Source organism: Bradyrhizobium sp. LB11.1 (assembly GCF_040549385.1).
GTDB lineage: Bacteria > Pseudomonadota > Alphaproteobacteria > Rhizobiales > Xanthobacteraceae > Bradyrhizobium.
Genome location: NZ_JBEPTH010000007.1, coordinates 294,565 through 321,273, shown reverse-complemented (window position 1 = coordinate 321,273; position 26,709 = coordinate 294,565). Strand labels below are relative to the sequence as shown.

Sequence of the window (26,709 nt, the reverse complement as noted above, 5' to 3'; positions counted from 1 at the left end):
AGACGACCGAACGCCACTGAATGGATCGGCAATCCTCCGCAGCTATGGCTTATGCCGTCCCTCAGGCAGCCTGATTTCCGTACAACAAGGTCAGCCATGCAGTTTGCGAGCCCGCCAGAATCCTGTTAGTGCGCTGACCATATCAGAGCGTGTCCCGCCAACGCCACCTCGCACAACGCCGGAATTTGTGTATCAGCAGGAACTTGACTGCTCTCCCCAAAACGCCATGGGCTCGTAGTCCGTGTAAGGCAGTTCGCCATAGCTGGGCCTAATGCTCCAGCCGTTCTGCCTTATTTTGCCCTCGACGAACTCTCGCACCGAGACGGGCTGCCCGGAACAGACATTGACCGGACCGCGATCGGCCGGTGCGAGCGCAAGCCGCGCCAGGCGACTCGCGACCTCCTCGACGGCGAGATAATCGCGCAGCTGCTCGCCGCCCGACATCGGGAACTCGCTGCGGCCCGCAAGCGCGGCGGCCTTCAGGGACGGCCACAGCGACGTTGCGGGCTGGTCGTCTCCGTACATGTAGAACAGCCGGGCCCAGGTCAGACTGAAGCAACACTCCGCCTGGAGAGCCTGCAGCCTTCGGCGTAGTGCGTCCTTGGCGATTCCGTAGGGCGTGGTCGGACGGGTATCGGCACCCGGAGCAAGAGCTCCCGACTGCAATCCGTATTCGAGGCAGGTTCCTGCGACCACGAGCGCCGGAAGCCCGTTGCGCACGGCGTTCTCGAGAAAGGCGAAATGACGCGGCATCTCGACGTCGACATGATGCGCCGACCGATAGTTGGGCAAACCGCCCCAGGCGAGATACAACAGGACGTCCGGACGATGCAGGGCCGTGAAACAGTCCTCCGGGGGATTGGCGAGATCGAGCGACACCCATTGCAGTCTCGCCATTGCCGGACCATTGGGGGCGCCGGTGGGCCGGTAGCTCGCCACGACATCAACGTCTCTATGCGCGAGCTCAGCCAGTACGTGACGGCCTACAAATCCCCGCGCACCGGTAACCGCAATCTTCATCGACCCACCTCTCGCAGGATCTGCCTGGTCACCGCGCGCCGGATCAAACAATCTCGATCGCTGGAATCGCGGTGACGAACCGACCGACGAACCCCGCTTGCCGCAACTGGCTCATCACCTCAGATTTCAAGTTCCACGGCAGAATCACCACGTACTCGGGCCGGTCGGCCAGCAGTCGCGCCTCATCCACGATTGGGATGCGGCTGCCAGGCATATATTTGTCCTGCTTGGCCGGATTGAGATCAACGACGTAGGCGATGAGGTCGCGGCGAATGCCGGCGAAATTCAAAAGCGTGTTGCCCTTCGCCGCAGCGCCGTAGGCGGCCACGCGTTTGCCCTGACGCTTTGCCTCGATCAGGAAGGCGAGCAAATCATCCTTCACCCTTTCCGAGCGCGACTGGAAGCCGCCGTAGCCCGCAGCCGAGGCCAGGCCGGCAGCGGTCTCGCGCTCCAGGAGACGACCGACATGATCGGTCACGACACGTCCGCCCGACGCTACCCGCTGCGTGAAGACACGAAGGCTCCCGCCATGGGTCGATATCTCCTCGGCATCGAACACGGAGAGCCCGTTGTGGCGAAAGATCGTCTCCAGCGCAGTCAGCGAGAGATAGGAGAAGTGCTCGTGATAGATGGTATCGAACTGGTTCTGCTCGAGCAGCCGAAGCAAATGCGGAAACTCGAACGTCGCGACGCCGTCCGGCTTGAGCAGATTGGTGAAGCCCGACAGGAAGTCGTTGATGTCAGGCACGTGGGCCAGAACATTGTTCGCAGCCATCAGGTCAGCTTGCTTGCCGGCGACGGCCAGACTGACACCGAGCTCGGCACCGAAAAAGGTTTCCAGCGTTTCGATTCCTTTTTCGCGCGCGGCGCGCGCAGTCGAGGCTGTCGGCTCAATACCGAAGCACGAAATCCCGCTCGCCTTGACATATTGCAGCAGGTAACCGTCATTCGACGCCACTTCCACGACGCGGCTGTCGCGATCGAGATGGAATCGCTCGACCATGTCGGCGACATAACGCTCAGCATGCTGCAGCCAGGTCGTCGAGAAGCTGCTGAAATAGGCGTATTCGGCCGAGAACAACTCTTCAGCCTGCGCGAAGTCCAGCGTCTGCGCAAGCCAGCATCGCTCGCAGATCATCACCTTGAGGGGATAGGTCTTTTCAGGCCCGTGCAAGCCTTCGGCGGAGAGATAGGCATTCGACGGTGGCGAGCTGCCGAGGTCGATTAGTTCAAGCTTGAGCCTGGCAGCGCAGTGCCGACAATTCATCATGCTATTCCATCAAACGACAGCGGCAGCAAGGGATGCCGACGATCACGCTCTGACAACTCGGCCAACGGCAGCGGCCACGGTATGCCGATGCGCGGGTCCTCAACCTGAATCGCGCCCTCGCTCGCCGGAGCATAGGCGCAATTGTGAAAATAGAGCAGTTCGCTGTCCGGCATCAACGTCTGGAATCCGTGCGCGAACCCTTCCGGGATCAGCAGGGCACGGCCATTGTCCTCGGACAATTCCACACCGTGCCATTTGAGGAATGTTGGCGAGCCTCGGCGCAAATCTACCGCCACGTCGAATACCTTGCCGCGGATGCAGTTGACGAGCTTCATTTCCGCGTGCGGGGGGTGCTGAAAGTGCAGGCCGCGCACCGCCCCGCGCGCGCGGGTCAGGGTCTGATTGATCTGGGCAATGGCTTGGCTCCAGCCCGCCGCTTGGAGCTCCTCGGCGCAGAACAGCCGGCTCAGGAAGCCGCGCGCATCCGAAAGTCGGCCGCGCTCGACAACCTTCAGACCGACTATCGGCGTGTCGAGGATGGCGAAGCGGCTCATGCGGACGGTCCTTGCACAGCGACAGCCGCAAAATCAGCGATGTCCTGCAGGCAGAGGCTCCGCACATCCTGCCCCTCCTCGCAGCGCCGATACCAGGTCAACGTTCGTTCGACCGACGTTCCAAGCTGCCAGCGCGGCGCAATGCCGAGCGTATGCCTGACCTTCGCCGTCTCCAGCGCAAGCCAGCCGGCTTCATGAGGACCTTCCTGGCCCCCTCCCCACGTCATCTCACCCTTGCCGTAGGTTTGCCGCGCGAGTTCCACCACGTCGCGGACGCTGGCCGCTTCGGACGTGTCAGGACCAAAATTATAGGGACCCGCGAGTTCTGGGTTCAGCCAAAGGCGCTCGGCCAGCCGCAGATATCCCGCCAGAGGCTCCAGCACGTGCTGCCAAGGCCGGAACGCATCCGGCCGCCGCACGATCAGCGACTTGTTCGTGCTCCAGGCGCGCACCGCATCGGGGATCAGACGGTCCTCCGACCAATCGCCACCACCGATCACATTGCCTGCGCGGGTCGACGCCAGCGCCACGCCTGCGCCGGCAAGATAGGCATCGCGATAACTGGCGATAACGATCTCGGCGGCAGCCTTGCTGGCGCTGTACGGATCGTGCCCGCCCAGCACATCCGTCTCCCGATAGGGATAGACGTGTTCGATGTTGCGATAAACCTTGTCGGTGGTGATTGCGACCACCACACGAACGGAACTCGTCGCACGAACGGCGTCCAACAGGTTCGCGGTGCCCTGAACGTTGGTTGCAAACGTCTGCAACGGCTCGCGATAGCTCGTCCGGACCAGCGCCTGTGCCGCAAGGTGCAACACCACCTCGGGCTTGGCGGCACGAACTCGCTCCGCGAGCAGCTCGGCGTCGCGGATGTCGATTGAATGACCTTCGATCAGCTCCTCGATACCGGCGAGTGCGGCGAGACTCGGCGTCGTAGACGGCGGCAAGCTGATGCCGACCACACGGGCGCCGAGCCGGTGCAGCCAAAGCGCGAGCCAAGCCCCTTTGAACCCGGTATGTCCCGTGAGCAGGACGCGCCGGCCGGCCCAAAATGAAGGATCGGGATTAATCTGCCCGGTCATCTACCAGATCTTCCACGGCGCCTTGCCGCTCGCCCACAGCTCTTCCAGCATGTTCTTTTCCCGAAGCGTGTCCATCGGCTGCCAGAAGCCCTGGTGCTGATAAGCCATCAACTCGCCGCGCGTCGCGAGTTCGGTCAAAGGCTCGTTCTCCCAGGACACCTGATCGTTCGCCACCAGATCGATACAGGCGGGCGACAGCACGAAGAAGCCGCCATTGATCACGCCGCCGTCGCCGCGGGGCTTTTCTACAAAAGCCGTCACACGATCTCCCGACCGCTGCAGCGCGCCGTATCGTCCAGGCGGAGTGACGGCGGTAATCGTCGCGAGCTTGCCGTGCTGGAAATGGAAGTCGATCGAGCGACGGATATCGATGTCGCTAAGACCATCGCCATAGGTAAAGCAAAACGCATTTTCGTCCCTGAGATGGTCGGCGACGCGCTTCAACCGGCCTCCGGTCATGGTGTCTTCGCCAGTGTCGATCAGCGTGACGCGCCAAGGCTCGGCTTTACGCTGATGAACTTCCATCTGGTTCTGCGTCATGTCGAACGTGACGTCGGACATATGAAGGAAGTAATTCGCGAAATACTCCTTGATCACGTAGCCCTTGTAGCCGCAGCAGATCACGAAATCGTTCACGCCATGGGCGGAATACAGCTTCAGGATGTGCCACAGGATCGGGCGGCCGCCGATCTCGACCATTGGTTTCGGTTTGACGGAAGTCTCCTCGGAAATTCTGGTCCCAAGGCCGCCTGCTAGAATAACGGCTTTCACAAGTGGTATCCCGTTCTTCCGCTATCGGGCTGGTAGTGATTCAAATCGGCGCGGATTGTCAATACCGGAGCATTATTCGATTGTTCTCGTCAATGCACACGCCCGCCAGCCACTTTTTGGTCACGGCCGGCCTCAATCTTCTGGCGGGCGCGGATGACCCTGGCGCTTTGATGCTGAATCTGGGCGGCGGGGGCCTGTCATTGTCCCAGTTCCAGGGGTGAAGCCAGCTGAATTTCTCCAGATATTGACCGTGGACAGGGCCAGCCTTGCCGAAGTTCACCTTGCGATTGTCCGCAACGATAAGATTCTCGTGCTCGCTCGGCCCGGAACGTGGACGATGATTTTCATTCCCGGACGCGATGCGCCCTGCCGTGCCGATCAATGACAACGACTGTAAGCCCTGTGCCAGGATCTGCTTCGTCATCGAGCGGCGCCCGCTCATCAGGAAAACCCATCGTCGCCTCTGGGCCCGCGGTATTCGCGGCCAAGAAGCCCATCGCATCGACCACACCGGCTTCGGGGCGCGGTCCAACACCCGGTCGAAATATTCTACCAGTTGTTCTCGCATCGGCTTCTACCCAGGCACGGTGCAAGCCGGGACCGGGGCATCCCGGAGGTCTCGAAGAATTTTTCGAGCCTCTTCAGCCGATCATGGTTATTCTTTGGATGGACTCAGTTCCTGACGACGTTCGCAGTCTTCATCTCCATTCTATATGCCTGTATCGGGCATGGTCCGCACATCGTCGCTGGCTGTTCCATGTTGGCGCTACTCAACACATTCGTGGTCTACAATCTGTTCGACAACATGATTGCCACGACGAGCATAGGCATTCAGCACTCGACGCCAACAGAGCTTCACCGGTTGAAGGCAAGCCCTCTCACGAAGGAGCAGGTCTGATCGCCAGCCTACCGCGTTGAACTACCCAGCGCCCGCCGAAGGCGTCTCCCGTGGCGTCAGGTACCAAAGCAGGAAGAGCAAAGCTCCTCCATGCGTCAGCAGGGCCGTCGAGAGCGGAACGTTCAGCAGATTCTGCAAGAGCATTGCTCCAGATACCAGGACGAGAGACGGCGGCAGACCGGCAGAAGCCCGATTTCCGAAAGCAATCACCACGCCGCAAAAGAAGACCGTGATCGGCGCATATAGCACGCCCACCGAGGCAATTCCTTCGGTCGCGAACAGAGAGGCGTTGTAGGTACCGCCTCCAGGGAAGTATTTCAGCATCACGACACCCAACTGATCTTGATAAGAGCAGCCGATCAACAACTTCAGCACTTTGATCTGACAGAAATGGGTGAGCTCGTGGCTGGCGAAAAACTCGTTGTAGAGGTCGAGCGCGAGCGATGGGACCGCAAGCAAGCGGAAGTTCACGATGACGTGGTAGGCCGCTGCAAAGCGAATGACTGGACCATTGCCATCAAAGAAGGTGAACAGCAGCACTCCAGCCATGATTGGCAACAACAACGACAGTACAACCACCACCCTCGTTTCGAGAAACCTTGCGAGCACGGCCAGGACGATTAACCAGGCGGGCGCAAAAAAAGCCATCTTGCTGACAGCGACCGGATAATAGAGAAGCATCAGCAGCACGACCGCACCAGCCCGCCAGAACGCCTTCCGCGCCACGCAGTACGCGAACAGGAACGGCAGCAGCGAGCCCGAGGTGATGCCGACCAGATAATTGACGTATGTCGGAAGCGCGTCGGTCCGCAGCGTAGACGCGTCGTCAGGCGACACGAACCTGAAATTGTAGGCTGCCCCGACGGCGACGGTCGCCGCGCAAACCAGGAAGACGACCAGAAGCAGGCGATCGAACGTTTTGACCGACAGCTTTCCCATCTCCGGCAGAGGCGAGCGCACGAACAGCGCAGGCAGGAGAAAGACAATCATCGATATGACGGCGGAAAGCCGCGCGGTCTCGTGGTCATAAGTGCGAAGCGAGAAGAATGTCAGCCACAGATAGCCGAGCACCATAGAGCAGAAATAGAAACCTACGAAGTAGCCAAGACTAAACTCGGCGACAACGAAAACTAGAAAGACGGGCGCAAACAGCGCGACCGTCACTAACGCCGGTGTTAGCGCATGGGCGTCGTAGGCGATGTGATATCCGGGATAAAGCTTCGAGACGCTTACGGCGGAGGCGCAGAAAACGGCAATCGAAAGCGCGATCAGGACCGTCAGGATCGGACGCATCGACCAAGCTCCGTTCACGGAGCTGGAAGCCGGCAAGGCGTTGGCATGTTTCTGCTGCAAGATCTTCAGTCCACGAACACGACCGTCTTGCGGCCGTTGAGGATTACACGGTCGTCCAGATGATAACGGATCGCCCGCGCCAGCACGCGGCGCTCAATGTCGCGACCCTTGCGGACGAGATCTTCCGGCGTGTCGCGATGGCTGATGCGCTCGACGTCCTGATCGATGATGGGACCCTCGTCGAGGTCGCGAGTAACGTAATGGGCGGTCGCGCCGATCAGCTTCACACCGCGCTCATAAGCCTGGTGATAGGGCTTTGCGCCCTTGAAGCCCGGCAGGAACGAGTGATGGATGTTGATGCATCGGCCGGAGAGCTTGGCCGATAGGTTATCCGATAGGATCTGCATGTAGCGGGCGAGCACCACGAGATCGGTCCCGGTCTTGGCGACGAGATCAAGGATCTGTGCCTCCTGCTCGCTCTTGGTTTCCCTGGTGACCGGCAAATAGCAGAACGGGATGCCGCCGAAATCGAGCCCGGCATAGGCCTCGCGCGGATGGTTGGAGACGATCGCGACCAACGTCATCGGCAATTCGCCGGTGCGCCAGCGATAGAGGATGTCGACCAGGCAATGGTCGGACTTCGACACCAGCAGCATCACCTTGCGATGCGCGGCGCGGTCGCGCATCTGCCACTCCATGCCGAAACGCTCCGCGATCGCGGCGAAGCCAGTCTGGAGCGCAGACAGCTCCACGGCAAGATCGGCCGCAGTGAACACGACGCGCATGAAGAATTTCTTGGTCTCGACGTCGTCGAACTGCTGAGCGTCGAGAATGTTCTGTCCGTTATGGGCCAGGAAGGTCGAGACCGCCGAGACGATACCGGGGCGATCCGGACAGGACAAGGTCAGAACATATTGATGATCGGGCATGGCTCTTGATGAGATGGCTCTTGATGAAGGTTTGTGCGACGGCCGCGGAACGACCTGCAATTTGCATCCTGCTCTAGCACCGACGCGACCCTTGCGCCAACCCCGACGACGGTGTCAAAATAAACGAAGCTCACTGGAGCACGCCCATGGCCGACCGTTTAAACGGCACCCGCATCCTGATCCTGGAGACGCGCGAGGAAGCGCAATTTTCCAAGCTGCTCACCGAGCAGGGCGCCGAGGTCGTGCAGTGCCCGATGTTCACCATCCAGGACGCGCCGGACCCCGCCCCGGTCGAGGCCTGGATCCGCCGCGCCATCGACAAGCCGTTTGACGACCTCGTGCTGATGACCGGTGAAGGCCTGCGACGGATCATGAAGCTCGCGCGCGCACGCGGCCTCGACCAGGCCTTTGTCGCGGCACTCGCCAAATCGCGAAAGTTCACGCGCGGCCCGAAGCCCGGCAGGGCGTTACGCGAGAGCGGGCTCGAGGCCCAGCAGACCACGGAGAAGCCGACCACCGAGGGTGTGATCGCGTTGCTGGGCAAGCTCGACCTCAGGGGACGCCGCCTGGGGCTGCAGCTTTATCCGGATAAGGATCACAGCGCGCTGACCGGTGCGTTGGCCGCGCAAGGTGCCGAGGTCGATACGGTGTTGCCTTACGTCTACGATTCCAAGGCGGCGGACGCCCATATCGTCACCGCCATCGACGACATGGCGGAGGGACGGATCGATTCCATCGCGTTCACCAATCTCGGCCAGGTCCGCCGGCTGATCGAGGCCGCCAAGGCCCATGGCAGTGAGGCGAAGCTGCGCGCAGGATTCGAGCGCACGTTGATCGCCTCGGTGGGACCTGCGGTCTCAGGTGAGCTCGCCACACACGGCCTGCGCACCGACGTATCACCGGCCGACGAAGCCTATTTCATGCGGCCGCTGATCTCGGCGATGGCTGCAGCGCTCGCAGAGCGGAAGCCGAGAGCAGCAGCGAGGTAAGAGCCCGGCGCAGGGGCGGCCCGCGGCAGCTGTGATTGACACGCGGATCATCAGCGCTACGTTGCCGAACAGCAAGAAGAAACAACAAGGACAGGGAATCGCCGTGACACGCGTCATCGCGTCGTGAGCGCAGCCGCGCGGCCTTCGGCGCTCGCGCCATTCCGCATCCGCAACTACCGCTTCCAGTGGCCGTCCGACCTTCTCACCTCATGGGCGTTCGAAGTCGAGACGCTTGTGCTCGGCTGGTACATCATGGTCGAAACCGGCTCGGTGCTGCTGCTGACCGTCATGGCCTCGCTGCAATATGTCGGGACATTGATTGCGCCCGTGCTCGGGATGGTCGGGGACCGCATCGGTCACCGCGACCTCCTGGTCGTAATGCGCCTCACCTACACCGTGCTCGCCTCGACCATCATGGTGCTGGCGCTAACCCACCATCTCGCGCCGCTCAACGTCATGATCATCGTTGCAATCATGGGCCTGATCCGCCCGTCCGATCTCGGCGTCCGGGGGGCACTGCTTGCCGACATCATGCCGGCCGGACAGTTGGTCGGCGCCATCAGCCTCGCGCGCACGACGCAGGATAGCGCGCGCATTGCCGGTGCGTTGACCGGTGCAGGCTTGTTCGCCCTCCTCGGCATCGGTCTCGTCTATGCCGCGATCGCCAGCTTCTATCTCTTCGCAGCGATTCTGATGTTCTGCCTGAGCCGGCCGGAAAAGTCGGTCACGACGACGGACCTCCCCGCAGACAGCCACGCGGTCTCGCGACTGCTGGGCGATCTGAAGGAAGGCATCGTCTACGCCTGGAAGGGCCCGGGCATGCGCGCCGCGCTTTGCGTCGCTTTCCTGGCCAACCTCACCGCCTTTCCAATCACCAACGGATTGCTGCCTTTTGTCGCGCGCGACATCTTCCACACCGACCAGACCGGTCTCGGCTATCTCTCTGCGAGCTTTGCCGTGGGCTCGCTGATGGGCTCCATCACACTGAGCCTCGTCAGCGGGGTCCGCATCGCACGACTCCTGATCGGCGCGACGCTAGCCTGGTACGCTATGCTGCTGGTGTTCGTTGAGATCAGGACCATGCCAGTCGCCATGGCCTGCCTCGTGCTCGCCGGCATCGCCCAGAGCATGTCGATGATTTCAGCGGCCGTGATCCTGATGCGCACGGCAAGCGCACATCTGCGCGGCCGTGTCATGGGCGTGCGCATGATGGTGATCTATGGCCTGCCGATCGGCTTGCTTGCGGCGGGCAGCCTGATCGACCTGATCGGCTTTTCCGCAATGGGCTCGGTCTATGCGATCGCGGGGATCATCGCGATGCTGGCCATCGCGGTGCGCTGGCGCGACGATCTGTGGCCGGCGCACGCCCCGGCCAATGCGGGCTGACGGGACCGGCGCCCGTCGCGCCTTAATCGCCATATCCGCGTAGCCGATCGATATCGAGGATGGTGACGCCGCCGTACTCCAGACGCAGCAGCCCCTCCTTCTCCAGCCGGTTCAGCGCGCGGTTGGCGTTCTGGCGCGACATGCCGGAGAGCGCGCCGATCTCCTCCTGTGTGATCTCCAGATGCGCAGTCGATTCCGGGTAGAGGATCGGGTTGAACAGCGAGGCAATGCTTCGGGCAAGCCGAGAGGTGGCATCAAGCGTGCGATTGACCTCGAGCATGCCGATGAATTGGGCAAGCCGCTCGTTGAGCTGGCGCACCAGGAAGCGGTTGAAGCCGACGCTGTTCTCGAACAGCCACATGAAGGCGGAGCACTCCATCAACGCGACGCGGCTGTCGCGCAGCGCGACCACGTCGTAACGGCGCGGCTCGTTCTTGAGCACGCTGCCCTCGCCGAACCAGGCGCCCGCCGTGAGGCCCGCAAGGCTGGTCTCCTTGCCGTCGCGCGAGACCCCGCCCATGCGGGCAAGGCCGCTCACCATGCCGGCCCAATAGTCAAACTTGTCGCCGCGCATGAAGACTGTCTCGCCGGTGCCGTAGGATCGCTCATTGATCCCGGCACGGGCGACCTCGATCTCCGCGCGCGTGAGCTCGCGCGACCAGGCGGCGATGCGCTTCAGTTGATCCTCTGAAATCATGATCGAGAGGCCAGCCGCACCGTTTCGTCACTCCATCCTTCTGTTGCACTGCAGCACGATCGTTCCGGCCACCATCCGACGAAAGATGTAAACCGCTGCCGTCCCAAAAACTTTGTCGCAGAATTGTCAGGCGGGAGACATTTCAAAATAGCGCTTTCCCCTATTGAGAGCCACCTTGGGCGGTGCGGCTTTTGATCCCAAACGGGTACGAAAGCGCCGCGGCTGCGGTCGGGACCATGTGCTGCATGGCCTCACCGGCACGACCGTACTAGGATTGCCCGAGAGGAACGGACGAAGAGCGCCACTGAACGCGCCATCACCGGGAGGGATTTGTTTGGTGGCTACCAGTCTCGAAGTGCGCGGCGTGTCCTTGCGGTTCGGCGGCGTTCGCGCGCTGACCGATGTCAGCTTCGCCATCAGGGAGGGCGAGCTGTTCTCGATCATCGGCCCCAACGGGGCCGGCAAGACCTCGATCGTGAATTGTATTTCCGGCCGCTATAAGCCGACCGAAGGCCAGCTGTTCTACCAGGGCCGCGACATCACGGGCCTGACGCCGAATGCGCGTCCCATGCTCGGCATCGGGCGCACCTTCCAGAACCTCGCGCTGTTCCACCACATGAGCGTGCTCGACAACATCATGGTCGGGCGCCATCACCTCCTGAAGAACAATTTCCTCACGGGCTCGCTGTACTGGCTCACCGGCGCGCGCAAGGAAGAGCTCGAGCACCGCCGCAAGGTCGAGGAGATCATCGACTTCCTCGACCTCCAGTCTGTGCGAAAAGCGCAAGCCGGCACCCTCTCCTACGGCCTGCGCAAGCGCGTCGAGCTCGCCCGTGCCATGGCGCTGGAGCCGCGCCTCATCCTCCTCGACGAGCCGATGGCCGGCATGAATTTCGAGGAGAAGGAGGACATGGCCCGCTACATCGTCGACCTCAACGAGGAGTTCGGGATGACGGTGGTGATGATCGAGCACGACATGGGCGTGGTGATGGACATCTCCCACCGCGTCATGGTGCTGGATTTCGGCCGCAAGATCGCCGAGGGCGATCCAGCCGCGGTCCTCGCCGATCCCCACGTCAGGCGCGCCTATTTGGGTGAAGAAGACGAGACTCTGGCCGATCCCGACGATGCGTTGCCCGCGCAGGAGAGCGCGGCATGATGGATTATGCAGGCCGCGTCGCCCAAGCCGACACCCATCCGAAGATGCTCCGGCTCAATGCCAGGGAGCACGGCAACGAGATCGCGCTGCGCGAAAAAGATCTCGGGCTTTGGCGACCGTTCAGCTGGAATGACTACAATACGCGGGTGCGCGACTTCGCGCTCGGCTTGATCGAACTCGGCTTGGGCCGTGGCGACGTCATCGGCATCATCGGCGACAACCGGCCGGACTGGGTCGCGGCTGAAGTCGCGGCGCATGCGATCGGTGGATTGAGCCTCGGGCTCTATCGCGATGTGCTCGACGAAGAAGCCTCCTATCTCCTGAACTACGGCGAGGCGCAGCTCGTCTTCGCCGAGGACGAGGAGCAGGTCGACAAGCTGCTGGCGCTGGCCGAGCGCGTACCGCGGCTGAAGCACATCATTTACTCCGATCCGCGCGGCATGCGAAAATATGACGATCCCAGGCTGATGTCGGCGGAGAAATTCGCCGGGCTCGGGCGTGCCCGCGCTATCCGCGAGCCGGAGCTCTACGACCGCCTCGTAGATGCCACCAAGGGCGAAGACGTCGCCATCCTCTGCACCACGTCGGGCACCACCTCGCATCCAAAGCTGGCGATGCTGGCCGCCGGCCGCGTGCTCGGCCATTGCGCGACCTACCTCGCCTTCGATCCGAAGGGACCCGACGACGAATATGTCTCGGTGTTGCCGCTGCCGTGGATCATGGAGCAGGTCTATGTGCTCGGCAAAGGCCTCTTGTGCCGGATGAAGATCAACTTCGTCGAAGAGCCGGATACGATGATGAATGATCTGCGCGAGATTGCGCCGACGTTCGTCCTGTTCGCACCCCGCGTCTGGGAATCCATCGCCGCCGACGTCCGTGCCAAGGTGATGGACGCGACGCCGTTCAAGCAGCGCCTGTTCGACGTCGGCATGAAGACCGGTCTCGCCGCGCTCGAGCAAGGCAAGCGCTCGGGCTACGCCGACGCCATCCTGTTCCGCGCGCTGCGCGACCGGCTCGGTTTCACCCGCCTGCGCTCGGCCGCCACCGGCGGCGCGGCGCTCGGTCCCGATACCTTCAAGTTCTTCCAGGCCATGGGCGTGCCGCTGCGCACGCTCTACGGCCAGACCGAGCTGCTGGGAGCCTACACGCTGCATCCCGAGGGCAAGGTCGACCCTGACACCACGGGCATCCCGATGGCCGACAGCGTCGAGATCCGCATCGACAATGCCGACGTCCATGGCGTCGGCGAGATCGTGGTGCGGCACCCCAACATGTTCCTCGGCTATTACAAGAACCCGGAGGCCAGCGTCGCCGACATCAGGGACGGCTGGATGCTGTCGGGCGACGCCGGCTACTTCAACGACAATAAGCAACTCGTCGTCATCGACCGCATCAAGGATCTCGCCGAGACCTCGCGCGGCGAGCGCTTCTCGCCGCAGTTCATCGAGAACAAGCTGAAGTTCTCGCCCTATATCGCCGAGACCGTGGTGTTAGGGGCCGGCCGCGACGCGCTCGCGGCGATGATCTGCATCCGCTACTCCATCATCTCGAAATGGGCGGAGAAGAACCGGCTCTCCTTCACGACCTACAGCGATCTCGCCTCGCGCCCCGAGGTCTATGCGCTGCTTCAGAAGGAGGTCGAGACCGTCAACGCCACGCTGCCGCCCGCACAGCGCATCTCGCGCTTTTTGCTGCTCTACAAGGAGCTCGACGCCGACGACGGCGAGCTCACCCGCACGAGGAAGGTGCGCCGTGGTGTCATCAACGAGAAATACGAAGGCATCATCGACGCCATCTATCGCGGCATCGCCGACATCCCCGTCGACACCGTGATCCGATTTCAGGACGGCACCACGCAGAGGGTGCGGACGACCCTGCGCGTGGTGGATCTTGGTGGACATGGTCCCCTGGCGGAGGCCGCGGAGTGAATTCGCGTCCGATCCAGAGCGCACCACCAATCGATCCACCGCTTCCCGCGCGGCGGGGAGAGGCGAAGGATAGCATCACATGAATACCGCCTTCCTCATCCAGCTTCTGGTCAACGGCCTCGTGGTCGGCACGCTCTATGGCGTGGTCGCGATGTCGTTCGTGCTGATCTACAAGGCGACCCAGGTCGTCAATTTCGCGCAGGGTGAATTGCTGTTGGTCGGCGCCTGGGTGTGCTGGACCCTGCTTGCGAAATACCAGGTGCCGTTCTGGATCGGCATGCCGATGACGCTGGTGTTCATGTTCGTATTCGGAATCGCGATCCAGGTTCTGATCCTGCGGCCGATGATCGGCGAGCCCATCATCTCGGTGATCATGGTGACGATCGGCCTCTCCACCGTGCTGCAGGCCACCTTGAAATGGATGTTCGGCGTCAACCCGCAGCCGTTCCCGCGCGTGTTCGAGAGCCAGTCCGTCGGCCTGTTCGGGCTCCAGATTCAGACCGTCTATCTGATGAGCCTCGTGGTCTCCGTCGCGATGATGATCGGCATGGCCTGGTTCTTCCGCGCCTCGAAATACGGCCTCGCGATGCGCGCCACCGCGTTCAACCAGCAAGTGGCGCAGTCGCTCGGCATTTCCGTAAAGAGCGTGTTTGCGATGGCCTGGGCGATCTCGGCCACCGTCTCGGCGGTCGCGGGCGTGGTTGTCGCCGTGGTCAACGGCGTATCTTCTGGCCTTGCCGCCTACGGCATCAAAGTATTCCCGGCGGCGATCCTCGGCGGACTTGATTCCATCGGCGGCGCGGTGCTCGGCGGCATCATCATCGGACTGCTCGAGAACATCGCGCAATATGTCGACAGCGAGTATCTGCATTGGGGCAATCTCTACGAGATCGCGCCGTTCTACGTCCTCATCATCGTGCTGATGATCAAGCCTTACGGCCTGTTCGGCACTCACGACATCGAGCGGATCTGATCCATGGCCGGCCCTGCCCTCATCCCTGCTGGTGATTTCCGCACCTCCTACGCGGCCGACACCACGATCTTCCCGACCACGACCAGCCGCAACTTCGCGATAACAGGCGTGCTGCTGCTCTGCCTCGTGCCGCAAGTCCTCGGCGGCTACTGGCTCAGCATCATGATCCAGATCGGCATCTTCTCGATTGCCGCGCTGGGGCTGAACATCCTGGTCGGCTTCACCGGCCAGATCTCGATCGGACACGCCGCCTTCTTCCTGCTCGGCGCCTTCACGTCGGCCTACATCTCCAACAACGCGCCGATCCCGGTGTTCTTCGCGATTCCGCTCGCGGGTGTCGTCACCGCGCTGGTCGGGCTGATCTTCGGCATTCCGGCGGCGCGGCTCAAAGGTCTCTATCTCGTCATCGCGACGCTGGCCGCGCAATACATCCTGCTCGACTTCTTCTCCCGCGCCGAATGGTTTTCCGGCGGCTCCGTGCCGGCCAGTGCCGAACCGTTCTCCCTCTTCGGCTACGCGCTGCGCGGCGACAGGCAATATTTCTACGTCGTACTGGCCTATGTGCTCGCGAGCTACATCCTCGTCACCAATTTGATGCGCACGCGCGACGGCCGCGCGCTGGTGGCGATCCGCGACCATTATCTCTCGGCGGAGATCATGGGCATCAACCTCACCAAATACCGCACGCTGTCGTTTGGCCTTGCCGCATTCTTCGCCGGCATCGCCGGTGCGCTCTATGCGCACTATCAGCTCGTCGTCTCGCAAGAAGGTTTCGGAATCGAACGCTCGATCCTGTTCCTCGCCATGATCATCATTGGCGGCACCGGCTCGATCATGGGCACGCTGATGGGCACGGCCTTCGTGGTGCTGCTGCCGGAATCGATGGAATTGCTCAGCCTGTACCTGAAGGGCGGCGCGGTCGACAGGGCTCTGTCGCTCAACAACAACATCACCTTCCTGCGCGAGATCGCGATCGGGGTGATCATCATCGTGTTCTTGATGTTCGAGCCGGATGGGCTCGCGCATCGCTGGCGGCAGATCAAGGCGTACTGGAAACTCTACCCGTTCTCGCATTGAGCGCGGGCTGCTTCACTTAAACAATAAACCGGAGGAACCGACCCATGAAGATGAAGTCCCTTTTGAGCACCGCATCGCTCGCGATCGCGATCGCCGCATTCTCGGCGAGTGCGCAGGCGCAGATCGCGATCGGCCATCTTGCCGATTATTCCGGCGGCACCTCGGATGTCGGCACGCCCTACGGCCAGGCTGTCGCCGACACATTTGCCTGGGTCAACAAGAACGGCGGCGTCGGCGGCAAGCAGCTCAACGTCGACACCAACGACTACGGCTACCAGGTGCCGAAGGCGATCGCGCTCTACAAGAAATGGTCGGCGCCCGACAACAAGGTCGCGGCCATCATGGGCTGGGGCACCGCCGACACCGAGGCGCTGACCGGCTTTCTCGCCCAGGACAAGATCCCCGATCTCTCCGGCTCTTACGCCGCAGCCCTGACCGATCCCGAAGGCACCAGCGGTAAGGCGAAGCCCGCGCCCTACAATTTCTTCTACGGCCCGAGCTATTCGGATTCGCTCCGCGCGATGCTGATCTGGGCGGCTGAGGACTGGAAGGCCAAGGGCAAGCCCGGCAAGCCGAAATTCGTGCACATGGGCGCCAACCATCCCTACCCGAACGCGCCGAAGGCCGCCGGCGAGGCCATGGCGCTGGAACTCGGCTTCGAGGTGCTCCCCCCGTTGGTGTTCGCGCTCGCGCCGGGTGACTACAGCGCGCAGTGCCTGAGCCTGAAATCCTCGGGCGCCAACTACGCTTATCTCGGCAACACCGCGGCCTCCAACATCTCGGTGATGAAGGCCTGCAAGACCGCCGGCGTCGACATCCAGTTCCTCGGCAACGTCTGGGGCATGGACGAGAACGCCGCCAAGACTGCGGGCGATGCGGCCAATGGCGTCATCTTCCCGCTGCGCACCGCGGTGAGCTGGGGCGGCGATGCGCCCGGCATGAAGACGGTGATGGAGATCTCCAAGATGTCCGACCCCACCGGCAAGGTCTATCGCCCGGTGCACTACATCGCCGCGGTTTGCTCGGCGCTCTACATGAAGGAAGCACTCGACTGGGCCGCCAAGAACGGCGGCGCCACCGGCGACAACGTCGTGAAGGGTTTTTACCAGAAGAAGGATTGGGTGCCGGCCGGTATGGAAGGCGTCTGCGCGCCTTCGACCTGGACCGACAAGGACCATCGCGGCACGCTGAAGGTCGAGCTCTATCGCACCAAGATCTCGGGCGCGACCGACGGCGATCTCAACGACCTCATGGCCAAGGGCACGATCAAGCTCGAGAAGGTCAAGACCGTCGAGCTGCCACGCAAGCCGGAACTGCTGGGCTGGTGAGCCCGGCTCTGACAACGCACACAACTGTCATCCCCCGCCTTGTGCGCAATTGCGCACTGGAGCGGGGGATCCTGTACGCCGCGGCTTCTCCCGTGAATCTCAGGCGTCTCTGGAATACTGGGTCACCCGCCCCGGTGCGCAAATGCGCACAAGGCGGGCGACGGCATCGAGAGTATTGAACCATGAGTGAAACGGCTCAAATCGAGCGTCCCTCACCTAGCGTCGTACCCGCACCGCCCCTCCTCGCCGTGCGCAACATCGAGGTCGTCTATGACGACGTCATCCTGGTGCTGCGCGGCCTCAGCCTCGACGTGCCCAAGGGTGCAATCGTGGCGCTGCTCGGCGCCAACGGTGCCGGCAAGTCGACTACGCTGAAGGCGATCTCGGGGCTGCTCAAGACCGAGGATGGCGAGGTCACGCGCGGCGAGATCCTGTTCGAGGGCGAACGGATCAACGGCATCGATCCCGACAAGATCGTCCGCCGCGGCATCTTCCAGGTGATGGAGGGCCGGCGCATCATCGCCGACATGACGTCGCTGGAAAACCTCAAGCTCGGTGCCTTCACCCGCAGGGATCGCGAGGTCGATGCCGACCTCGACATGGTCTTCAACTATTTCCCGCGCCTGAAGGAGCGCACGGGCCTCGCCGGTTATCTCTCCGGCGGCGAGCAGCAGATGCTCGCGATCGGCCGTGCGCTGATGGCGCGCCCGAAGATGATTTTGATGGACGAGCCGTCGATGGGCCTGTCGCCGCTGTTGGTGAAAGAGGTGTTCTCGATCATCCAGAAGATCAACCGCGACCTCGGCGTCACCATCCTGCTGGTCGAGCAGAACGCGCGCGCCGCGCTGTCGGTGGCAAGCCACGGCTACATCATGGAGCAGGGCAAGGTCGTGCTCGACGGCACCGCGGATGAATTGCGCGACAACGAGGACGTCAAGGAGTTCTACCTCGGCGGCGCCGGCGACCAGCGCAAGAGCTTCAAGAACCTCAAGAGCTTCAAGCGGCGCAAGCGCTGGCTATAGCGTTTTCAAGCGAAGTGGGAACCGGTTCGCGTGAAGAAAACGCGTCAAAACAAAAGAGCTCTAGCCCAGCACCTGCTCCGCTTCAATGACCGCGCAGAGAACATGATAGAACGACGACGCAGGAATGGTGTCGATCAGCGATTTGCCGTCGCTGTCGAACTGGTCGTACCAGCCCCCCTGCACGGGATGGATGAGGTAATGCCGTTCGAGCCGCACCAGCGCCGCGCGCGCTTCCTCCGCCGCGCCCGCCTCGCCGGACTCGGCCTGCGCAATCCACGCCTTCGCCATCTCGGTCTGCGGCCACAGCCGGCGCGTCGAGCGGCGGATGTTGCCGGTATCGTCGCCCTCGTCGACGAGGCAGCCGGTGGCCGCGTCGCGATAGCGCAGCGCTGTCGCCAGCAACTCGGCGCGGCGCTGTCCGGTCGGGCAACCCGTGATGCGCTCAAAACCTTTCAGCAGCCAGACCCATTCAGCCTGATGGCCCGGCTCGACGCTGACCGGCTCGATCTTCGACCAGTCCTCCTCGAAGTACTCCGTGAGGATGCGCTTCTGCTTGTCGTAGAGATTGGCGAGGAACAGCGCGAAGAATTCGCCAGCGCGATTCTGGAACGACAGATCGTGGGTCGCGTCGAAGCACGCGATCATCGCCTCGAACAGATGCATGTGCGGGTTCTGCCGGCGCGGCAGCGACACCGGCAGGCTCTCATGCACGCCGCCATGCGGCGAGCGCAGATGGCCGTCGAGGAAGGCGAGCAGCGCGTCGATCTCGGCGCGGATTTGCGCATCCTTGTCGAGCGCATAGACGGTCGCCAGCGCAAACAGGATGAAGGCGTGGTCATAGGCATCGCGCCGGCCGTCCAGCACCGCTCCATCAGGCGTCAGCCGGTGCACGTAGCCGGGGCGGCCGTCGGGCGCCTTGGCCTTCGCCAGCAGGTGCTCGAGTCCCTTCAGCGCGATGGCGCGTCCCTCGGGATACCAGCCCATCTGCGCCGCCTTGGCGTAGCAATAGATCTGGCGGGCCTGCACCATCACCCGCCGCGGCGCGGCCATATCCGCCGTGCCGTCGCGGTGGAGCCGGTCGATGAAACCGCCCGTCGCATCGTCCCAGCCGACGGTGGACCACAGCGGGATCGCATGCTCGATCATGCGGCGCTTCAGGCGAGCGACGACGTCAGCCGCCTCGTCCGCCGGAATGATGCTCTCGTCCGCCATCGCGTCGTCTCCCGGCTCCGCCAATGGCCGTCTGATACCCATGCGGGCGGCGGCGCGCAACGGATGCCAACCCGGAAAGACCTGCCATGACCGCCCATTACGACGCCCTCGAGACGCGCGAGCCAGCGGCGCGCGAGGCCGATCTGTTCGCCCGCCTGCCGGGCGTCCTGCGCAGCGCGATGAGCGCGCCGGCCTATGCCGAGCGGCTGAAGGGCACCGATCCCGCCTCGGTGACCTCCAGGACGGCGCTGGCGGGCCTTCCCGTGCTGCGCAAGTCGGAACTGCCCGCCCTGCATCAGGCCTCCCGGCCCTTCGGCGGCTTCGTGGCGGGGGCCCCGGGGTCGTTCGCCCGCCTCTTTACCTCCCCGGGCCCGATCTTCGAGCCGGAGGGCACCCATGCCGATCCCTGGCGCGGCGCGCGGGCGCTCTTTGCCGCGGGGTTTCGGCCCGGCGACATCGTGCTCAACACCTTCAGCTACCACCTCACCCCCGGCGGCTTCATTTTCGACGCCTCGGCGCGCGCGCTGGGCTGCGCGGTGATCCCGGCCGGCCCCGGCAATACCGAGCAGCAGTTCGAGCTGATCGAGGCCTACCGTCCCGTCGGCTACAGCGGCACCCCGGACTTCCTGAAGATCCTGCTCGATGCCGCAGTGACCGCAGGCCGCGACGTCTCCTCGATCAAACGCGCGCTGGTCTCAGGCGCCGCCTTCCCTCCCTCGCTCCAGGCCGAGATCAAGGCGCGAGGCATCGACGCCTACCAGGCGTTCGGCACCGCCGATCTCGGCCTCATCGCGTTCGAAACCGCGGGGCGCGACGGTATGGTCGTGAACGAGGATCTGATCATGGAGATCGTCAAGCCCGGCACCGGTGATCCCGTGGCGCCGGGCGATGTCGGCGAGATCGTGGTGACCTCGCTCGATCCGCACCATCCCTGGATCCGGCTCGCGCTCGGCGACCTCACCACGGCGTTGCCGGGCCCAGGTAAATGCGGTCGCACCAACACGCGCATCAACGGCTGGATGGGCCGCGCCGACCAGACCACCAAGGTCAAGGGCATGTTCGTCCGCCCCGAGCAGGTCGCCGAGATCGGCAAGCGCCATCCCGCGCTCGGACGGCTGCGCCTCGTCGTCACCCGCCAGGGCGAGGCCGATGCGATGACGCTGAAGGCCGAGGCCGGCACATCGGGCGATGCACTGCGCGAGGAAATCGCGGCCAGCCTGCGGGCCGTGACGAAGCTCGGCGGCTCCGTCGAGCTGGTCAGCCCCGGCGCGCTGCCGAACGACGGCAAGGTAATCGCGGACGAACGGTAGCCCGCAGATCACTCCTCGCGCTGCGAGCGCTGACCCTGTCAGGCTGGCTAAAGGACTTCCATCCGGATCAGCCGCTGGCCGGGCTCGTATTTGAGAATATCCTTCGGACCGGCATGCCGCGTCATCTCGGTTCCGTCCAGCACATAGAGATCGTCGGTCTGCTTGCAGCGCCATTCGCCGTGGCCGGAAAGCGGCAAGTCGATCTTCTCTCCGAAGGCACTCACCCAACCCACCTGGCGTGCCGGCGTGCCGACCATCATGGACCAGTCCTTCGAGCTCTTGGTCAGCGTCGCGCCGGCTGCGAGGAAAGTGCCCACACCGCAGGTAACGTCGGGAACAACGGTCGAGTTCGCGCCAAGCGTCGTCCCGGTCTTCACCAACGTCTTCTTGAACACCGCGTGGCGATTGACCGCGGCGCGCGGAAACGAGATGTGAGTGAACACCATGTAGGGCGCACAGAACACGAAATCCTCAAGTTCGACATGCGAGAAGATCGAAACCGAGTTACCCAGCCGGCACGCGTTGCCGACAATGGCGTTGCGCTCGACATAGGTGTTCTGCCCAAGGCTGGAGTTCTCTCCGATGCGCGCGCCAAGCGCAACGTGCGAGAAGTACCAAACCTTGGTGAAGGCGCCGACCTGCGCGCCATCCTCGACGACCGCCGTCGAATGAATGAAAGGGGCCGGACCATCAGCTTGCAGCGTCGTCATGTGGATACTTTCCCTCTCTCGTGGCCGCGCCGACACAAAATGCACCCGGTCCCGGTTGGCCACGCGCTCCTTTCGGTCTCGTCCTATATTAAGAAAAGGTCGCACAGATCAAGGCGCGCAATGTGCAATAAATGGCGCCGTCGAGACGATGTTCCGCTTTCAAGCGGAGGCCCATCGGTGATATCCAGATGCTTCGATCCTGGACAGCGGAATTTCCGCTTTGAAGTCGCCCATGCCGGTGATATCGAGGCCGGAGGCGGCGCCGATGCCGCAGGTCTTCGAAACTTCCAAGCCGATGATTTGGGCTTGCTTTGGAACGGCAACGGATTTTCGTGCGCGTCCTCGTCCTCAATGCCGACTATGCGCGCTTCCTGGCCTGGCAATACGGGCGCCAGCCAGGCCTTGCGGACGCTGACTATGCGACGCAGATGGCCGCCCGCAACGCCAGCCTGTTCGGCGTTGCCGATTTCTATTCCCGAAATTTTGCCAAGCTTGGACACGTCGCCGCCGACATCCACGTCAACAACGCCTGGATGCAAACGGCCTGGGCGCGTGAACACGGCATCGCTGTCGAGCCGCCGTCTCGATCTGGTTCAATCGCACGCGATGCTGTGCCGGGATGGCTGCACCGCGCGGTCGCGCCGTTCAAGCCGGTTCTGAGGCCCCTGGCACGCAAAGTCGGACTGAGCCCGCGACTTGACGAGCAATCGGAGAGGATCCTCCTTGCACAGATCGAGGAGTTCAAACCGGATCTCGTACTCAATCAGGATTTGTTTCATGTCGACACGAGCCTGGCGCGCCGGATCAAACAGATAGGCAGGCCAATCATGATCGGCCAGATCGGCGTCTCTCCACCACGCAGCGAGGACTGGACCGTTTATGATTTGATCATTTCGCAGCTGGCTCACATCGTGAACTTCTTCCGGGCCAAAGGCGCCCGCGCGGAAGTGCTCCATCTCGCCTTCGAGCCTGATATTCTCGACGTTCTCCCGCCCGTGCCCGAGCGCAGCATTGACGTCTCGTTCGTTGGCGCCGTGTCGGTGGATCACCAGCAGCGGGTCGCGCAGCTCGAATCGGTGGCCCGTCACTATGATTTGAAGCTGTACGGCAGCGGCCTGCATACCCTGCCCGCGTCCTCGCCGCTCCACCGCTGCTACCAGAGCGAGGTGTGGGGCGCGGAGATGTATCAGGTATTCAGAACCTCTCGGGTCACCCTGAACTCGCACATTGACATGGCAGGGCGCGAAGCAGGCAACATGCGGCTGTTCGAGGCAACCGGCGCGGGCTCGTTCCTGTTGACTGACGATAAGGACAACATGCCCAGCCTGTTCGAGCGTGGCCGCGAAGTCTCGGTGTGGAAGTCCGTTGACGAGTGCCTATCCGAGATCAAGCGCGCGCTCGACGATGAAGACCGGCGGCAAGCCATCGCACAGGCCGGCCAGGCTCGAACTCTCGCCCAGCATACCTATCGCCAACGCGTACAGTCTCTTCTGCAACTGGCCGCAGAGATGCCTTCGCACCGATGACGACCCGCCCGCTTGCCAGACGAATTGCTGCTCGCATCATCCGCGCGATTCCGGTCTTGCGCCGCCAGATCCTGGTTTCAACCGATTATCGTGTTCTGAGCGGGATCGATGAAGCACGCCGACTTCAGGCCGCATCATCGGGATGGCTCGCCAGCAGAACCGTCAGTCGGCAGGAGCGGGCCTATCTCAGCCTGCTCGGCGCCATGAAGCGGGGGGAGCCGCGGCTGGATCTCAGGATTGCAGCCGAAGCGGTCGTTGCGACACAACTGGACAATCCGAGCCTGATCGAGGTCGGCTGCGGCAGCGGATACTATTCCGACGTGTTTGCCGACCTGGCGCCCGTAGGGCTACGATATACCGGTATCGACTATTCCGAGGCTATGATTGCCCGTGCAAGGAAGCGGTACCCGTCCGGCTCGTTCGAGATCGCGGACGCGACGCGGCTGCCTTATGACGATGACGCCTTCGACATCGTCTTCAACGGCGTGTCTCTCATGCATATCGTCGACTACGAACGTGCGATCCGCGAAGCGGCGCGCGTTGCCAAGCGCTATTGCATCCTGCATAGCGTGCCGGTATTCGGCAAGCGTGAGACCACATGCCTGCAAAAATACGCATACGGCTCACCGGTCGTCGAGATCGTCTTTAATAGAGACGAACTGATCTCGCTCTGCGAGACTGCAGGATTGCGCCTGGATCAGCAATGGCGCAGCATTCCCTATGACGTCTCTGCAGTGACAGGAGATCCGTCGTGGACCGAAACCTATCTGTTATCAGTCACTTGATCGGAAATGTGCGGCGGCTTTCTCGTCGCGCGTCGGGCGACGGCCTCAGAGTACCTTGCCCCTGATCACAAAGAAGGCACGTCCGGTCACGACATCGAGCAACCGGTATCCAAGCAGACCTACGCTTCGCAGCCATCCCTTCAGTGTGTGAGAACGAGCCTGGGGTCTCACTTCATCCAAGCTCAATATTGGGCGAACGGTTTCTTCCACCGCGATCAAATCGTTCACATAGAGTCGGTAAATGTGGTTGCGCGTCACGCGGGATAATGGCGCGCCAAAAACACGGTGGCTGTTGAATATGAACCAGCGGCCTGCAGTTCGCAGCCCCTGAAAATGGAAAAATACCAGCGGCGTTTGATCGACCATGACCCGCCCGCCACGAAAATCGATCCGGTAATTGGCTATATTCCATGGCGCCAGATTCGCGCCAATATTGTCGACGCTCTTGACACGCGGCGACAGCGCAGAGAACGAGTCGAGGTAGCCTTGATCCGCATAACGGCTACCATCGACATGATCGTAGCACCACTCGATGCATTTCGTCCGCCACCATTGCACGACAGCTCTTCCATCCGGATCGTTGCGCATTCCGACCCACCCGACATTGTAGGTCCCGAAGCTTCGCCGCTGCTTGAGATTCGGAGCGTAGCGGTGAGCGATAATCGCAACTGAGGCGTCCTTCAGTTCATCGAAGACAACCTCCGGCGACTGATAGAAATACAGATCGCCGTCGAGATAGGTGATCCATTCAGCGTTCGGTTCCTTTTTAAGAACGTACAGCATCCACGCTGCCGTGCACGTGAAGTAATACTCGACGATGCTCCGGCTGGATCGCGTCGCGGCAAGTTCTGGATCCGCAGCTTCGAAGTCACCCAATGACACCGCAACAATGCCAGGCAGGTTGAGAGCTACCAGAATTTTGCAAGCCTCGTCGCTCAGGCACAGCACCCACAGCCGGGATCCCGGAGCATGACGCTGCATCGAATGATACAGCGCCACCCCGCGCGACAAATAATTGTGGTCGAAGTAGGTACAGTAAACGCGCTCTGTCACGATGGCCGTTACCGGTCGCGCGCTCGCGTGGCGTCCAGAAATTCGCCGTAGTCGCGAATGTAGTCGCCCGGATCGTAATAGTCGGAGGCAAAGACCAGCAAGGCACCGTCCTTGCTGTACTTGTACTGCGTGCCCCATATCATCGGTGGGATGTAGATGCCGACGCTTGGATTGTCCAAAACGAATTCACGACGAACAACACCATCGTCAACGATCGCGTTGCAGCTTCCCTGAGCGCAGATCAGGAACTGGTGGCATTGCTTGTGGGCGTGCTCGCCTCGGAGCGTCTCTGGCGATACGCCGAATACGATGAAATAGCGCTTGGGCACGAACGGAAAGTCCTTGCCAAATTCGCCCACGGTGAGGTCACCGCGCGGGTCGCTCACCCAGGGAAAGTGAAATACGTTCACCCCGCGCAGATCCGTCGGCGTGACTTGGACTGACGTCTTGCCTGCCTGTGCGTCGAACCTGATCAATTTCTGCTCTGACATTCCTGGTCCCAACCGCGCGCCCAAACTGCTATTCGGCAATACAAGCAATCCATCCCGAATTCTGCGCTTTAACGTCGCGTCACCAGCTATTTGCAACGGCGATGACCCGCTCGATCTCCCGTTCGTCCATACCATTGAAGCAGGGTATTGTCACGATTTCACCGGCCAGACGTTCCGTTTCCGTCAGCATCTCACTCACACCATTGGTCCGCTCGGCATAGGCGGGCTGGCGATGGTCCGGTATCGGATAGTGAATGTCGGAAGCAATTCCATTCACATCCAGGTGCTGTCGAAAACGATCCCGGTCCTTGCAGCGTACAACAAAGAGATGAACCACGTCGTCGAGGCCGAAGTCCCGCGGACACTGGATCGCAGGATGAGTGATGCCGCTCGCATATCGACGGGCAATGCTTCGACGCTCTTCGTTCCAGGCGTCGAGACGGGGAAGCTTGGTCAACAATAGCGCCGCCTGTATCTCATCAAGTCGGCTGTTGCGTCCACCTGCCCGATTTACACGGTATTTCCGATCCCAGCCATACTGCCGCAGTTCGCGCAGATCAGCGGCAATGGCGGCATCGTTCGTCGTTATCGCGCCGCCGTCGCCGAGGGCGCCAAGGTTCTTGGTTGGATAGAAGCTGAAGCAGCCGGCCTTGGCAAAGCTGCCTGCACGCCTGCCATTGCGTTGAGCCCCATGTGCCTGAGCGCAATCCTCGATAACCGCAATACCCTTGGGATCGCAGAGAGCAACAATGGCTTCGACGTCCGCGAGTCGGCCGTAGAGATGGGTCACGACCACTGCTGATATCGACTGCGTCGCAAGGGCGCGCCGCAGCGCTTCGACTTCCATGAGGTGTGTGGTCGCGTCGACGTCGACATAGACCGGCAGCGCTCCGATCGCATGTATTGCCGTGCTGCTATAGAAGCCCGCATTTGCGACCGTCACGACGGCATCGCCCGCCTTCACGCCGACAGCGCGCAACGCAATTTCGATCGCATCGGTCCCGTTCGCGAGCCCGATGGCGTGGGCCGCGCCACAATAGCCGGCGAACGCTGTTTCGAACTGCGACCCTTCCGATCCCAGCACAAACCAGCCGCGATCGATCACTCGGCTGGCCGAGGCGACGAGATCATCACGGATCGTAAGATTCTGCCGCACGAGATCGTTCAGCGGAACACGTGGCACCATCGGCTCGGCCTTTTGATACGCTGGAAAGGATCGCTGGCAATGCCACTCAATCAGACC

Annotated in this window: 25 protein-coding genes; 11 read left to right on the top strand and 14 right to left on the bottom strand. The window is 62.2% G+C overall.

The features are described from left to right. Positions 1–192: 192 nt before the first annotated feature. The 8 genes from ABIA96_RS20855 to purU form a co-directional block, all read right to left on the bottom strand. Entirely contained in the window at positions 193–1,020 is an 828-nt protein-coding gene (locus ABIA96_RS20855) for an NAD-dependent epimerase/dehydratase family protein (protein ID WP_354138920.1), read from the bottom strand. A gap of 43 nt (positions 1,021–1,063) precedes the next feature. Further along, positions 1,064–2,287: a methyltransferase domain-containing protein gene (locus ABIA96_RS20850; protein WP_354138919.1), complete on the bottom strand. Its 1,224-nt coding sequence runs from the start codon at positions 2,285–2,287 to the stop codon at positions 1,064–1,066. After that, positions 2,287–2,844 (bottom strand): dTDP-4-dehydrorhamnose 3,5-epimerase, encoded by a 558-nt coding sequence (gene rfbC / locus ABIA96_RS20845; RefSeq protein WP_354138918.1) that lies wholly within the window; start codon positions 2,842–2,844, stop codon positions 2,287–2,289. Before rfbC ends, ABIA96_RS20850 begins: the two co-directional genes overlap by 1 nt. Then, complete coding sequence (gene rfbG, locus ABIA96_RS20840; RefSeq protein ID WP_354138917.1) at positions 2,841–3,929, bottom strand: CDP-glucose 4,6-dehydratase; 1,089 nt, start codon at positions 3,927–3,929, stop codon at positions 2,841–2,843. Before rfbG ends, rfbC begins: the two co-directional genes overlap by 4 nt. Then, the gene (gene rfbF / locus ABIA96_RS20835; RefSeq protein ID WP_354138916.1) at positions 3,930–4,700 is read right to left on the bottom strand and encodes a glucose-1-phosphate cytidylyltransferase; all 771 of its coding nucleotides are present in this window, start codon (positions 4,698–4,700) and stop codon (positions 3,930–3,932) included. It lies immediately after the preceding gene. 58 nt (positions 4,701–4,758) lie between these two features. Beyond that, positions 4,759–5,124: a hypothetical protein gene (locus tag ABIA96_RS20830; protein ID WP_354138915.1), complete on the bottom strand. Its 366-nt coding sequence runs from the start codon at positions 5,122–5,124 to the stop codon at positions 4,759–4,761. 495 nt (positions 5,125–5,619) lie between these two features. After that, entirely contained in the window at positions 5,620–6,891 is a 1,272-nt protein-coding gene (locus ABIA96_RS20825; RefSeq protein WP_354138914.1) for a hypothetical protein, read from the bottom strand. A 65-nt stretch (positions 6,892–6,956) separates the two neighbouring features. Next, on the bottom strand, positions 6,957–7,820 hold the full coding sequence (gene purU / locus ABIA96_RS20820) for a formyltetrahydrofolate deformylase (RefSeq protein WP_354138913.1): 864 nt from the start codon (positions 7,818–7,820) through the stop codon (positions 6,957–6,959). Between the two features lie 146 nt (positions 7,821–7,966). On the opposite strand from purU, the gene ABIA96_RS20815 reads away from it, so the two are divergent. Beyond that, positions 7,967–8,809, top strand: a complete 843-nt coding sequence (locus tag ABIA96_RS20815; RefSeq protein ID WP_354138912.1) for a uroporphyrinogen-III synthase — start codon at positions 7,967–7,969, stop codon at positions 8,807–8,809. A gap of 123 nt (positions 8,810–8,932) precedes the next feature. Continuing rightward, positions 8,933–10,195 carry an MFS transporter gene (locus tag ABIA96_RS20810; RefSeq protein ID WP_354138911.1) on the top strand — a complete coding sequence of 421 codons (1,263 nt, stop codon included), beginning with the start codon at positions 8,933–8,935 and terminating at the stop codon, positions 10,193–10,195. 22 nt (positions 10,196–10,217) lie between these two features. On the opposite strand, the gene ABIA96_RS20805 is transcribed toward ABIA96_RS20810, so the two are convergent. After that, positions 10,218–10,892, bottom strand: a complete 675-nt coding sequence (locus tag ABIA96_RS20805) for a Crp/Fnr family transcriptional regulator (protein ID WP_354138910.1) — start codon at positions 10,890–10,892, stop codon at positions 10,218–10,220. Between the two features lie 337 nt (positions 10,893–11,229). Here ABIA96_RS20805 and ABIA96_RS20800 point away from each other — a divergent pair, with 337 nt between their 5' ends. The 6 genes from ABIA96_RS20800 (at position 11,230) to ABIA96_RS20775 (ending at position 18,379) form a co-directional block, all read left to right on the top strand. After that, positions 11,230–12,051, top strand: coding sequence for an ABC transporter ATP-binding protein (locus tag ABIA96_RS20800; protein ID WP_354138909.1), 822 nt, complete (start codon positions 11,230–11,232; stop codon positions 12,049–12,051). Further along, positions 12,048–13,979 (top strand): long-chain fatty acid--CoA ligase, encoded by a 1,932-nt coding sequence (locus ABIA96_RS20795; RefSeq protein WP_354138908.1) that lies wholly within the window; start codon positions 12,048–12,050, stop codon positions 13,977–13,979. Before ABIA96_RS20800 ends, ABIA96_RS20795 begins: the two co-directional genes overlap by 4 nt. A 79-nt stretch (positions 13,980–14,058) precedes the next feature. Then, on the top strand, positions 14,059–14,952 hold the full coding sequence (locus tag ABIA96_RS20790; protein WP_354138907.1) for a branched-chain amino acid ABC transporter permease: 894 nt from the start codon (positions 14,059–14,061) through the stop codon (positions 14,950–14,952). A gap of 3 nt (positions 14,953–14,955) precedes the next feature. Then, the gene (locus tag ABIA96_RS20785) at positions 14,956–16,029 is read left to right on the top strand and encodes a branched-chain amino acid ABC transporter permease (protein WP_354138906.1); all 1,074 of its coding nucleotides are present in this window, start codon (positions 14,956–14,958) and stop codon (positions 16,027–16,029) included. A 44-nt stretch (positions 16,030–16,073) separates the two neighbouring features. Further along, positions 16,074–17,357, top strand: coding sequence for an ABC transporter substrate-binding protein (locus ABIA96_RS20780; protein ID WP_354138905.1), 1,284 nt, complete (start codon positions 16,074–16,076; stop codon positions 17,355–17,357). 182 nt (positions 17,358–17,539) lie between these two features. Beyond that, positions 17,540–18,379, top strand: a complete 840-nt coding sequence (locus tag ABIA96_RS20775) for an ABC transporter ATP-binding protein (RefSeq protein ID WP_354138904.1) — start codon at positions 17,540–17,542, stop codon at positions 18,377–18,379. A gap of 60 nt (positions 18,380–18,439) precedes the next feature. Here ABIA96_RS20775 and ABIA96_RS20770 read toward each other — a convergent pair whose 3' ends face one another. Further along, positions 18,440–19,591, bottom strand: coding sequence for an AGE family epimerase/isomerase (locus tag ABIA96_RS20770; protein ID WP_354138903.1), 1,152 nt, complete (start codon positions 19,589–19,591; stop codon positions 18,440–18,442). 86 nt (positions 19,592–19,677) lie between these two features. Here ABIA96_RS20770 and ABIA96_RS20765 point away from each other — a divergent pair, with 86 nt between their 5' ends. Beyond that, positions 19,678–20,901, top strand: coding sequence for a phenylacetate--CoA ligase family protein (locus ABIA96_RS20765; protein WP_354138902.1), 1,224 nt, complete (start codon positions 19,678–19,680; stop codon positions 20,899–20,901). Between the two features lie 47 nt (positions 20,902–20,948). On the opposite strand, the gene ABIA96_RS20760 is transcribed toward ABIA96_RS20765, so the two are convergent. Beyond that, on the bottom strand, positions 20,949–21,611 hold the full coding sequence (locus tag ABIA96_RS20760) for an N-acetyltransferase (RefSeq protein ID WP_354138901.1): 663 nt from the start codon (positions 21,609–21,611) through the stop codon (positions 20,949–20,951). 332 nt (positions 21,612–21,943) lie between these two features. On the opposite strand from ABIA96_RS20760, the gene ABIA96_RS20755 reads away from it, so the two are divergent. Together ABIA96_RS20755 and ABIA96_RS20750 are read left to right on the top strand one after the other, a co-directional pair. Then, complete coding sequence (locus ABIA96_RS20755) at positions 21,944–23,137, top strand: CgeB family protein (RefSeq protein ID WP_354138900.1); 1,194 nt, start codon at positions 21,944–21,946, stop codon at positions 23,135–23,137. Then, positions 23,134–23,922 carry a class I SAM-dependent methyltransferase gene (locus ABIA96_RS20750; RefSeq protein ID WP_354138899.1) on the top strand — a complete coding sequence of 263 codons (789 nt, stop codon included), beginning with the start codon at positions 23,134–23,136 and terminating at the stop codon, positions 23,920–23,922. Before ABIA96_RS20755 ends, ABIA96_RS20750 begins: the two co-directional genes overlap by 4 nt. Positions 23,923–23,967: 45 nt before the next feature. On the opposite strand, the gene ABIA96_RS20745 is transcribed toward ABIA96_RS20750, so the two are convergent. The 3 genes from ABIA96_RS20745 to ABIA96_RS20735 all read right to left on the bottom strand — a co-directional run bounded on the left by ABIA96_RS20745 (position 23,968) and on the right by ABIA96_RS20735 (position 26,652). Further along, entirely contained in the window at positions 23,968–24,975 is a 1,008-nt protein-coding gene (locus tag ABIA96_RS20745; protein WP_354138898.1) for a hypothetical protein, read from the bottom strand. A gap of 8 nt (positions 24,976–24,983) precedes the next feature. Next, positions 24,984–25,466: a sugar 3,4-ketoisomerase gene (locus ABIA96_RS20740; protein WP_354138897.1), complete on the bottom strand. Its 483-nt coding sequence runs from the start codon at positions 25,464–25,466 to the stop codon at positions 24,984–24,986. A gap of 79 nt (positions 25,467–25,545) precedes the next feature. Further along, a complete protein-coding gene (locus ABIA96_RS20735; RefSeq protein WP_354138896.1) occupies positions 25,546–26,652 on the bottom strand; it encodes a DegT/DnrJ/EryC1/StrS family aminotransferase in 1,107 nt (368 codons plus the stop codon). Positions 26,653–26,709: the final 57 nt, after the last annotated feature.